The sequence below is a fragment of the Bifidobacterium choloepi genome (assembly GCF_010667615.1).
Classification (GTDB): Bacteria; Actinomycetota; Actinomycetes; order Actinomycetales; family Bifidobacteriaceae; genus Bifidobacterium; species Bifidobacterium choloepi.
The window spans coordinates 859,649-870,641 of record NZ_VYSG01000001.1; the positions used below are offsets into that span (position 1 = coordinate 859,649).

Consider the following 10,993-nt stretch of genomic DNA (forward strand, 5'->3'; position numbering starts at 1 on the left):
CGCGTGCCCCCCCCTCCGCGTCGCCCTTTCGTGGGCTACCGCCCCCCCCCCCCCCCCCCCCCGCGGGCCCCCCCCCCCCCCCCCCCCCGCGCCCCCCCCCCACACCGGGAAGGGAGCCGGCCGCCTCCGGAAGGACGGACTTCCTCTCGAAGTAGAATGGCGACGTGAATACGCGAATGAGCCGGCGACGCAAGCCGGAAGTGTTGGCGCCCGCCGGAAACCTGCGGGGCCTGAAGACAGCCGTCGACTACGGGGCGGATGCCGTCTACTGCGGCGGCAAGGCGTTCGGCATGCGGTCGGCGCCGAAGAACCTCTCCCTCGAGGAGTTCGAGGAGGGCGCGAAGTATGCCCACGAGCGCGGCGCCCGCGTCTACGTGACCTGCAACATCCTGCCGCGCAACAACGAGGTCAAGGCGATCGAGCGGTATCTCGGCGACCTGCGCGACACCGGCGTGGACGCGCTGATCGTGACCGATATTGGCGTCCTCATGATGGCGCGGCGGATCGTGCCGGAACTGGAGCTCCATGTCTCCACGCAGGCCGGCGTGACGAACTATCTCGCCGCGAACGCGCTGTACGAACTCGGCGCGCGCCGCGTGGTGCTCGCCCGCGAGATGGACCTGCAGGCCGTGCGCGACATCCGCGCGAACATTCCCGACGATCTCGACGTCGAGGTGTTCGTCCACGGCTCGATGTGCATGGCGTTCTCCGGCCGCTGCCTGATCTCGAACTACCTGACCGGCCGCGACGGCAACCACGGCGAGTGCGCCCAGCCGTGCCGCTGGAAGTACTCGCTGGTCGAGGAGAAGCGGCCCGGCCAGGTGTTCCCGGTCGAGGAGACGGCCGGCGGCACCTACCTGTTCAATTCGCAGGACATGTGCATGATGGAGCATCTCGACGAGCTCATCGACAGCGGCGCGACGTCGCTGAAGATCGAGGGCCGCGCGAAGTCGGCCTACTATATCGCGGCGATGACGAACGCCTACAAGACCGCCGTCGACGAGTACATGGTCCAGCGCGGCTTCGAGACGCCGGACGGCACGGTGCTCCGGCCGTTCCACGACCAGGTGGTGCGCACGCCCGACGACTACGACTTCAACCGCGTCGACTCGGTCATGCTCGACGCCGATCGCGCGTTCGCCGGCATGCCGGACATGGACTGGCAGGAAGAGGCCCGCGACGTGCCGGAGGCCGGCGATGGGCGGCACGATTCTTCCGCCGGGGTCGCGGCCACGGACACGACCGGGGCCGTGGCGGATGAATCGTCCGGCATCGAGGCGACGGAAGAATCGTTCCACCATGCGGCAGTCCACCCGCAGCCGCGAGTCGAGCTGCCCGACTGGCTGCTCGAGGAACCCTGCAAGGTGGCCCACCGCGACTACTCGACCGGCTTCTACTATCCGGAACACAAGGTGCGGCAGAACACCGACCGGTCCGCGTACTTCCGCGACTGGCTCGTCGTCGGCGAGGTGCTGGACTGGTCGCCGGAGGACGGCGGCCGCGTGACGATCATGAGCCGCAACAAGATCGAGCCCGGCCAGCTTGTCGAGTTCCTGCTGCCCGGCGAGGCGCCGCTCGAGTACACGGTGCCGGCCGACGGCATCCGCGACGCCGACGGCAACCCGGTCGCCCTCGTCAACAACCCCGCCCACGTCTTCTCGCTGCCGATGCCCACCGAGGTGCCGGTCAACGCGGCGATGCGCTCGCGGACGAGGCAGAAGACGCTCAAGGCGGAGTGATTCGGAATTACCGGCCGCCACCGACGCCGCCGCCGGAACCGCCGGAGGAGCCGCCGAAGCCGCCGCCCGAGAAGCCTCCGCCGGACGAGCCGGACGACGAGGCGGCCGTGATCGTCGACTGGATCGACGTGAAGCTGTCGCCGATCTGGCTGCCGAGGTCGCCGAGACCGCCGAAGCCCGCGAAGCCGCCGTTGCTGTCGAGACCGAAGCCCGACAGCGGGCCGGCGTCGGCCGACGTGAAGCCGGGGCCGCCGGGACCGCCCGGTCCGAAGTCCGGTCCCGTGCCCGGAGCGCCCGGCCCGGGGCCGCCGAACAGCAGGTCGCTGCGGATCGACCAGTAGATGAGGCCGAACGCGACGGCGTTGTCGTCGAGCCATTCGGCGTCGGCGAGCTGCGGATAGGCGACGACGAGCTGCCGGACGGCACGACCCGACAGGCCGAACGCCGTCGCGTAGACGAGATAGCGGTCCCACATGACGAGGTCGAGCGGCCCGCGGTCGGAGAAATCGGAGAAATCCTCGAGGTACCGGGCGAGCCCGAGCACCTTGCCGCCCTCCTGCTGGCCGCGGTCGGTCAGCGCCATCGACGCGCCGTAGACCTCCGCGAACATCGCGGCGAACCAGCCCACGATCAGCATCAGCACGCCGAGCACCCATGCGCCGGGCATCGTGATCGCGACGTAGAAGGCGAAGCCGAACGTCAGCGCGTAGAGCGCGATCGACGGCAGCCAGCGCCAGTCGCCGCCGTGCGTGACGGTGCCCGTCTGATTGAGTTCGCCATAGCAGGCCGCCTTGAACTTCGCGATGTACTGGAAACCGTCCCGCCAGTCCTTCGCCGTCTCGTTCATCATCGCGAGATCGAAGACCGGCGTCATGCCGAGCCGCCTCGACACCGCGAGCAGCATGTCGAGCAGCGCGTTCTCGGATGCCGACAGGCCGAGGGCGGCGCGGCTGTCGGCATCGGTCGGCAAGTCGTAGACGGCCGGCAGCAGCACGATCGTCGACGTCTTCCGCACCGACCGGGCGTTGTCCGGATTCGCGCCGATCATCCTCGCCAGCGACGCGACGTCGGGCTGCGACAGGTCGATGCCGCGATACAGCCGCGCCTCGCCCGGATAGATCGCGATCGCGTGCTTCGAGACGAGCGAGAGCATGGTCGCGGCGAGCTTGCGGTTCGACAGCTTCTTATCCGACGCCCCCTCGGCGGACACGATGTCGTAGAGCGCGGCCGCCGCCGCGGGGCTCATGTCGGGAGGCTCGCGCCAGTACTCGAGCGTGCCGTGGTAGTCGGCGCGGCGGCGCGAGCGCACGGCGAGCCAGAGGGCCCAGGCGATGAGCAGCAGCTCGACGATGATCGCGATGCCCCAGACGAGGAGTCGCCTGGTCGCGACCTGCCGTCGCTGCGTGTTCCACGCCGTCTCCTCGGCGTCCTGCTCGGCGAGCATCTTTTCCTTCTCGTCGCCGGAGACGTGCCGCACGACGCCGCTCGTCGCCGACGAGTCGAACATGCCGACAATGTCGAAATACATGCCGCCGCTGAAGTTCTTCGCCGTCCAGTGCAGCGTGCCGTCGGCGTCGCGGCTCGTCGTCGCGTTGCCCTCGTAATGCAGCCACGCGTAGGAATCGTCCGACGTCACGCCGTCCGGGAACGCGAGCGAGCCGGTGAAGACGGTCGCCGGCACGGTGTTGGCGCTGCTGAACGGCTCCCACATGAACGTGGCGACGTCGTCGTAGTCGGTGACGACGCCGGCGAACGTCATTTCCACCTTGAATTTCAGCGAGTCGGCCGATTCGGTCGACGGAATGTTCCAGCCGACCTCGACGGTCTTGCGCTCGGGATCGCTGGCGTTGGCCGTCGACGCCAGGCCGGCGGTATCGTACGGCTGCGGATCGTAGGTGCCCGAGTCGACGTCGGCGATGTACCAGTGGTTGGCGTACGTCGAATTCCACGTTTCCTCGGTGACCTCGTCGGGATTGCGCGGACTGACCTGACTGTACGATTCGCCCGTCGTGAGGTTGGTGACGGCGATGTCCGTGATGTTCGTCAGCTGGTTCGAGTCGAGCTCGTAATCGAAATAGAGCTGGTGCCACGGGTTGGCGTCGTCATCGTCGTCGCCGTAGGTGCGCCGGTCGAGCTTGTAGTCGATCGTCTCGACGAGCTTCAGGTCGCCGTTGGGCTGGACCGTCGCCTGGACGTCGAATGAGTTGTAGCGCATGCTACTGGAGCTGCCGGTGTGGCCAAACGGCCACATGATGAGAAACAGCAGCGGCCCGACGACGGCGGCCACGATTGCCGCGACAAGTGCCCTGCGTCCCAGCGACGCCCGCTTGTCCTTCTTCGCCATGGCCTGTTACCTGAAGCTGACCTGCGGGACGGCGCGGGCGTCCTCCTCGGTGCGGAAGTAGTCGGCCGGCTCGAAATGGAACATGCCGGCGATCAGGTTGTCCGGGAAGGACTGAAGCTTCGTGTCGTACTTGTAGACGACGTCGTTGTAGAACTGGCGGGCGTACGCGATCTTCTCCTCGAGCGAGGCGAGCCGGTTCTGCAGCGACATGAAGTTCTCGTTGGCCTTGAGATTCGGGTAGGCCTCGGCCGTCGCGCGCAGCGAGATGAGCGCGTTCGACAGGCGATTCTCGGCGGCGACGCGCTCGTCGACCGACGCGTCCTGCGCGGCCATGGCCTGCAGCACGCCGGCGCGGGCGGCCGTCACCTCGTCGAATACCGACTGCTCGTGCGTGGCATACCCCTTGACCGTCTCGACGAGATTCGGCACGAGGTCGGCGCGCTGGCGCAGCACGACGTCGATCTGCGCCCACCCGTTCGACGTGCGGTTATGCAGCGCGACGAGCCCGTTGTAGGCGCTGATCGCCCATATCAGCAGGATGACGACGATGGCTATGACGATGATGGCTATCCACATGATGCGGCTTCTTCCCCTCGACGATTGCCGGCAACGCCGCCCCCTTTTGCGGCCGCCGGACCCCAACGAGTTCCATCCTTCCATACCGCCGGTGTCGGTCGCCGGTCCGTCTCACGAACAACAAAAAAGCTCCCGAAAGGGAGCTTTCATTCCTGTCCCGACGCAACAAACCCGAGCCGGAAGCTCGGGTTTGTCACATCCTAGTAGGACATCCCGGGGGACGTCCTCCTAGGGACGGAGACCTTCGTGGCGGCGCCGATCAGTCGTCGTACGGATCGAAGTCGCGGCGGATGCGGCGGCGCGGACGCTCGGTGCGCTCCTCGCGGTCGGCGCGGTACTCGTCGTAGTTCTCGTCGGCGGCGTAGCGCGGGTTGCGGTCGTCGCGGCGCGAACGGCGCGGACGGTCATCGCGGTCGGAACGGCGGCCACGGCCACCGCGGCCGGAACGGGAATCGTCACGGTCGTCATCGCGGTCGTCGCGGCGCGAACGGCGAGCCGGACGCTCGTCGTAGTCGCGGTCGTCGAGATCGTCGTGGCGCGGGGCGCGGCGGCGCGGACGGTCGTCATACTCGTCGTCGTAATCGTCGCGAGAGCGGCGGGAACGACGGGCCGGACGCTCGTCGTACTCGTCGTCGTCGCGACGCGAGCGGCGCGGACGGTCGTCGTCGCGACGGCGACGATCCTCGCGCTCCTCGTGGTCGCGGTCGGAACGGCGGCGGCCGCCACGGTCGTCATGGTCGTGGCGCGGCGCGCGGCGCTCGCCACGATCCTCGCGATCGTGGCCGCGCGGGGCGCGGCCGGCGGGCGAATCGTTCGACTCCTCGAAGCCCGGGATGGCCAGCGAGATCTTGCCGCGGTCGTCGACGGACTGGACGACGACCTCGACTTCGTCGCCTTCCTTGAGGACGTCCTCGACGGCGTCGATGCGCTCGCCGTCGGCGAGGTTGCGGATCTGCGAGATGTGCAGCAGGCCGTCGGTGCCCGGCGTCAGGTTGACGAAGGCGCCGAACGACGTGGTCTTGACGACCTTGCCGTTGTACGTCTCGCCGGCTTCCGGCACGTGCGGGTTGGCGATCTGGTCGATGATCTTCCGCGCGGCCTCGGCGGCCTCGCCGCCCTCGGAGGAGATGTAGACGGTGCCGTCGTCCTCGATCGTGATCTCGGCGCCGGTGTCCTCCTGGATCTGGTTGATCATCTTGCCCTTCGGGCCGATGACCTCGCCGATCTTGTCGACCGGGACGGTGGTCGTGATGATGCGCGGCGCGAACTCGGACATCTCGGCCGGGCCGTCGATGCACTCGTTGATGACCTCGAGGATGGTGGCGCGGGCCTCGTGGGCCTGCTTGAGGGCGCCGGCGAGCACGTCGGCCGGAATGCCGTCGAGCTTGGTGTCCAGCTGCAGGGCCGTGATGAAGTCGGCGGTGCCGGCGACCTTGAAGTCCATGTCGCCGAACGCGTCCTCGGCGCCGAGGATGTCGGTCAGCGTCTTGTAGATGTGCTGGCCGTCGACGTCGCCGGAGACCAGGCCCATCGCGATGCCCGCGACCGGAGCCTTCAGCGGCACGCCGGCGTCGAGCAGCGACAGCGTCGAGGCGCAGACGGAGCCCATCGACGTCGAGCCGTTGGAGCCGATGGCCTCGGAGACCTGGCGGATGGCGTACGGGAACTCCTCGCGGCTCGGCAGGACCGGGACGATGGCCTTCTCGGCGAGCGCGCCGTGGCCGATCTCGCGGCGCTTCGGGGAGCCGACGCGGCCGGTCTCGCCGGTGGAGTACGGCGGCATCTCGTAGTTGTGCATGTAGCGCTTGGTCTGCGGGCCGGACAGCGCGTCGATCTGCTGCTCCATCTTGAGCATGTTGAGCGTGGTGACGCCGAGGATCTGCGTCTCGCCGCGCTGGAACAGCGCGGAGCCGTGGACGCGCGGCACGATGCCGATCTCGGCGGACAGCGTGCGGATGTCGCGCAGGCCGCGGCCGTCGATGCGGTAGTCCTCGGTCAGGATGCGGCGGCGCACAATCTGGCGCTGGAGTTCCTTGAACGCGTTGCCGATTTCCTTGTCCTTCTCGGCCTCGTCCATGTCGGTGAACTCGACGGACAGCGTCTCCTTGACGCGCTCCTTGATCTCGCGGATGCGGTCCTGGCGCGGCAGCTTCTCGGCGATGGACAGCGCCTCGTCGAGGTCGGCGTGCGCGATCTCGTCGATGCGGTCGTACAGGTCCTTCGTGAACTCCGGGAAGAGCTGGAAGTCCTTGGTTTCCTTGGCGGCGACGCGCTTGAGCTCGTCCTGCGCCTCGCACAGGACCTTGATGAACGGCTTGGCGGCCTCGAGGCCGCCGGCGACGACTTCCTCGTCCGGCTTGGCCTGGCCCTCGTCGTAGATCAGCGACCAGGCGTTCTTGCCGGCGCCGGCCTCGATCATGGCGATCGCGACGTCGCCGTTCTCGATGACGCGGCCGGCCACGACGATCTCGAAGACGGCGCGGTCACGCTCGCTCCACGTCGGGAACGCGACCCACTGGCCGTCGACGAGCGCCAGGCGTACGCCGCCGACCGGGCCCTGGAACGGCAGGCCGGAGATCAGCGTCGAGGCGGACGCGGCGTTGAGCGCCAGCACGTCGTACGCGTCTTCCGGATTGACGGCGAGAATCGTCTCGACGACCTGCACCTCGTTGCGCAGCGTGTGCGGGAACAGCGGGCGCAGCGGGCGGTCGATGATGCGGCAGGCCAGGATGGCCTCGGAGCTCGGGCGGCCCTCGCGACGGAAGAACGAGCCGGGGATCTTGCCGGCGGCGTACATCTTCTCCTCGACGTCCACGGTCAGCGGGAAGAAGTCGTAGTTCTCCTTCGGGCTGTTGCCGGCCGTCGTCGTCGACAGCACCATCGTGTCGTCATCGAGGTAGGCGGCCACGGCACCATCCGCCTGCTGGGCGAGACGACCAGTCTCGAAGCGCACCGTGCGCCTGCCGAACGATCCATTGTCGATGATGGCCTCCACGGCCTTGATTTCGGGACCCTCCATAGGGTTCCTCCTTAGTTCTCTTTACCTAACTTCCAACATGCACCGGGACTTGATTGCTCGTCAATGATCGTTGATTCCTCGCCATGCCCGGCTGCGGCCTGCCTGGCCGCTGTTCAGTTATCTTTCCACCAGCAACGATTGTAGTTTCCGCGCCGCCCAATGCTGCCCTCTCAGCGGAGAGCCATGTCGCGGCGGGATCGCCCCGTCGGTCGCGGCTTCGCCTTGCCGGAAGAATCGTGCACGATTCCCCCGTGCGAATCGTTCCCGACGCCCCTAAGCAAAGAGCCCGAGCTCCCAGCGGAGACTCGGGCGTCAAGCTTGGACTATCGGCGCAGACCCAGGCGCTCGATCAGCGAGCGGTAGCGGTTGATGTCGACGCCCTTCAGGTAGTCGAGCAGACGGCGGCGGTGGCCGACCATCAGCAGCAGGCCACGACGGGAGTGGTGGTCGTGCTTGTGCTCCTTGAGGTGCTCGGTCAGGTCGGCGATGCGCTTGCTCAGCAGGGCAACCTGGACCTCCGGGGAACCGGTGTCACCCTCGTGCGTTGCGTACTCGGCGATAATCTGCTGCTTTTCTTCAGCCGTAAGTGCCACGGCTTCCTCCATTCGTTGCTGCGCGGTGCACCCGGCCTTGTACCGGGGCGCTCTCAATCCGCGGGCGAAACACGCCAAGTCGCAACTATACAGCGAACCCCCAACAAACTGTCACGAATCTCTCCCCGCATGTCACGAACCGCTACACGGCGGTGACGAGGCCGCCGAAGTCGACGATGCAGATCGCGATGACCTCGACGGCGATGAACAGCGCGAACGACACCCAGCTGTTCGTCAGGATGTTGAGCGGCGACGTCTTCTTGATGACGACGAGCAGGCCGATCCAGACGACGGCGAAGACGGCGAGCCCCATCGCCGCGCCGATGATGCCGAGGTTCGCGGCGTTCGCGACGCGCGCCTCCGCGCCGTACATCACGTACGTCGAGTTCCAGAAGTCGAGCTTGAGCAGCGACAGGCCGGCGAGGAACTGCTCGCAGACCAGTCCGACGACGAACACGCCGAACCAGAACGTCTTCGCGCGGTCGACGATCATCATCGCGATGCCGACGAAGCCGACGATCGTGACTTCCCACGACAGCATCGCGACGGAGCGCGGGTCGAGGTGCGAGAACAGCGTCATCAGGTCAGTGGTGTGGTTGACGGCGAGCCGGCGACCGAACCAGTACGGCAGCACGACGCCGAGCAGCACGATCGCGATCATGACGATCCAGCGCACCGGATGCGACCGGCGCTTCTCGATCTCGGCCAGCGACAGGTCGGATTCGGGGATCGACGCGTCCGGATGCTTCGAGACTTCCTTCGCGTCCGGATCGACGCCCGGGGCCGTCAGCTTCCCGTCGTTTGCGCTCGCGCCTGTCATGTTCACCTTCTGGCTCTCCGTGATTGCGTATTGATCACGTCAAGTCTAATCGGCCAGCGGTATATCTCCGGTGGAGCTCAGTCGCCGACGAGGTCGACCGGTTCCTTGAGCTGGATGCCATGCTCGGCAACATAGTCGGAGAGCCATTCGTAGCACTTGACGGTCTGCTCGGCGTTCGCAAGCGCCCGGGCGGCCGGCTGCTTGCCGGCGCCGGCGCGCCGCAGCAGGTCCTCTTCGGTGTGGGCACTGTCGGACGGGAAGATTTCGTGGTCGATCGCGAGCGGATCGACGGTCGAGTTCATCGGCAGCCTGACGCCGGCGCGCTGCGCGTTGATCTCCAGGAACGTCTGTTCCTTGCCGACGTTCGGCGCGACGAGCGTATCGTCGCCGACGAAATCGAGGAACTTGTGCAGCGCGACGTCGACGGCCGGCTGGTCGGCCAGCGTCTTCTCGTCGAGGCCGGTCGATGCGGCGAGATCGTCGGGGATGTCGTCCATGACGGCCGCGCCGGGGTTGACGAGCAGGCTCACCTTGTCGACCTGCTGGCCGTCGCGCACGCGGACGGCACCGAATTCGAGGATGGACGCGAGGTTCGGATCGTCGCCGGTCGTCACGAGGTCGATGGCGGTGTAGTTATCGGGCAGTTCGGCGGCATTCGTCTGCTTGCCGAAGCGGGCGTCCGGATTCGTGCGGGCGCCGATCGTGAAGAAGATCAGCGCGAGCACGCCCCAGCAGACGAACCACCAGACGAAATAGCTGACCGACTCCCCGATCGAGCCGAATCCCCACAATGCCGTCAATGCGAAAATCAACGCCAGGACATACCACAGCGTGCGCTTCTTCATGATTTGCCTCCAATGTTGCCAGCCATCATAGGAAGCGACTGCGTGAGAATCCCCGACGTTATTTCGTAGGCAAAGACGCTGCCAGAGAACGTTCCCAGGCGTCGCGAACCCGGGCTCGTGGCCCGAGTTGCGACACCCGGGGAAATGAAAGATACGGACAGCACAATGCGGGGAACGGAAGCAAGGAAGAAGCAAAGGTAAAGGAGTACCAGGAAAAAGGAAAATGGAGCGAATGACGGGAATCGAACCCGCGTAATCTGCTTGGAAGGCAGAGGCTCTACCATTGAGCTACATTCGCGACTGTCCCCGCGGCCGGGGCCGCAAGACAACGTGTGCCATTATACACAGCGACACGTCCGCCGTCCAGTCGGTGACGTCAGGATCGCGACGGCGGAGGCGACGGGGCCGTCGTGGGAGAGGGACAGGTGCCAGCTGACGTCGGGAAGTTGCAACGATTCGCGCAGCGTCATCTCGGTCTCGCCTGACAACACGACGTGCGGGACTCCCCTGCTGTCGTCGAGGATCTCGATCGCCGCCCAGGGCGTGTTGTCAACGGTGTAGGGAGGTTCGAACGATTCCTGCGCCGCGGCCTCGCACCACGCCTTGATGACCGATTCCTTGCCTGCCCACTTTGCGGCAAGATGGACGGCGAGGCCGTCGGCCTTGAGCTCGGCGCGCTGCGCAGCCTGCGTCCACTCGCGCGTCGAAAAGAGACGGCGAAGTCCGCATTGCCGGACCGGCATAGCGAGGTCCTCCGCAAAGTCGTCGAGTGCAACGATATCGTGGCCGAGACCAAGAATCACAGTGGATACCTCCTCAAAGGCACGTACGGACAAAGCTCCCTGGCGTACACCGCGGAAATATGCAAACGCGAGCGAGCGAGCGTTTGCTTCCTTTCCGGGAGCTGGCGGCGTAGCCGCCTGAGGGTCGACCGCCGATGCTGCCGCCAGGCAGCGAGAGCGCGCTGGAAGGCGGGTGAATCCGTAGAACTCAAGTTTGACGATTCGGCCGCCTTCCAGCGCGTCCGCGTCGCTTCGCGACGACGGCCGGTCGACCC

General features: G+C 66.7%; 8 protein-coding genes and 1 tRNA gene. 1 reads left to right on the top strand and 8 read right to left on the bottom strand.

The window, feature by feature from the left end:
* Positions 1-176 precede the first annotated feature (176 nt).
* Complete coding sequence (locus F6S87_RS03560) at positions 177-1,739, top strand: peptidase U32 family protein (RefSeq protein ID WP_163227569.1); 1,563 nt, start codon at positions 177-179, stop codon at positions 1,737-1,739.
* A 7-nt stretch (positions 1,740-1,746) separates the two neighbouring features.
* Here F6S87_RS03560 and F6S87_RS03565 read toward each other — a convergent pair whose 3' ends face one another.
* From F6S87_RS03565 to F6S87_RS03600, 8 genes are all read right to left on the bottom strand, one after another.
* Complete coding sequence (locus F6S87_RS03565; protein WP_163227243.1) at positions 1,747-4,083, bottom strand: DUF2207 domain-containing protein; 2,337 nt, start codon at positions 4,081-4,083, stop codon at positions 1,747-1,749.
* Positions 4,084-4,089: 6 nt separating this feature from the next.
* Positions 4,090-4,659 carry a LemA family protein gene (locus F6S87_RS03570; RefSeq protein WP_163227244.1) on the bottom strand — a complete coding sequence of 190 codons (570 nt, stop codon included), beginning with the start codon at positions 4,657-4,659 and terminating at the stop codon, positions 4,090-4,092.
* A gap of 259 nt (positions 4,660-4,918) precedes the next feature.
* The gene (locus tag F6S87_RS03575) at positions 4,919-7,678 is read right to left on the bottom strand and encodes a polyribonucleotide nucleotidyltransferase (RefSeq protein ID WP_163227245.1); all 2,760 of its coding nucleotides are present in this window, start codon (positions 7,676-7,678) and stop codon (positions 4,919-4,921) included.
* A 323-nt stretch (positions 7,679-8,001) separates the two neighbouring features.
* Positions 8,002-8,271: a 30S ribosomal protein S15 gene (gene rpsO / locus F6S87_RS03580; protein WP_163227246.1), complete on the bottom strand. Its 270-nt coding sequence runs from the start codon at positions 8,269-8,271 to the stop codon at positions 8,002-8,004.
* 142 nt (positions 8,272-8,413) lie between these two features.
* Positions 8,414-9,091 carry a hypothetical protein gene (locus F6S87_RS03585; protein WP_231129314.1) on the bottom strand — a complete coding sequence of 226 codons (678 nt, stop codon included), beginning with the start codon at positions 9,089-9,091 and terminating at the stop codon, positions 8,414-8,416.
* A 77-nt stretch (positions 9,092-9,168) separates the two neighbouring features.
* Entirely contained in the window at positions 9,169-9,936 is a 768-nt protein-coding gene (locus tag F6S87_RS03590) for a 3'-5' exonuclease (RefSeq protein WP_163227247.1), read from the bottom strand.
* Positions 9,937-10,160: 224 nt separating this feature from the next.
* Positions 10,161-10,234 (bottom strand) — tRNA-Gly (locus F6S87_RS03595).
* A gap of 40 nt (positions 10,235-10,274) precedes the next feature.
* Entirely contained in the window at positions 10,275-10,736 is a 462-nt protein-coding gene (locus F6S87_RS03600) for a holo-ACP synthase (protein WP_163227571.1), read from the bottom strand.
* Positions 10,737-10,993 lie beyond the last annotated feature (257 nt).

What these genes read in the sequence shown, in the direction of transcription:
- F6S87_RS03565 (WP_163227243.1), bottom strand. Translation starts at nt 4,083, where the DNA reads ATGGCGAAGAAGGACAAGCGGGCGTCGCTGGGACGCAGGGCACTTGTC.
- F6S87_RS03560 (WP_163227569.1), top strand. Translation starts at nt 177, where the DNA reads ATGAGCCGGCGACGCAAGCCGGAAGTGTTGGCGCCCGCCGGAAACCTG.
- F6S87_RS03570 (WP_163227244.1), bottom strand. Translation starts at nt 4,659, where the DNA reads ATGTGGATAGCCATCATCGTCATAGCCATCGTCGTCATCCTGCTGATA.
- F6S87_RS03590 (WP_163227247.1), bottom strand. Translation starts at nt 9,936, where the DNA reads ATGAAGAAGCGCACGCTGTGGTATGTCCTGGCGTTGATTTTCGCATTG.
- F6S87_RS03575 (WP_163227245.1), bottom strand. Translation starts at nt 7,678, where the DNA reads ATGGAGGGTCCCGAAATCAAGGCCGTGGAGGCCATCATCGACAATGGA.
- F6S87_RS03585 (WP_231129314.1), bottom strand. Translation starts at nt 9,091, where the DNA reads ATGACAGGCGCGAGCGCAAACGACGGGAAGCTGACGGCCCCGGGCGTC.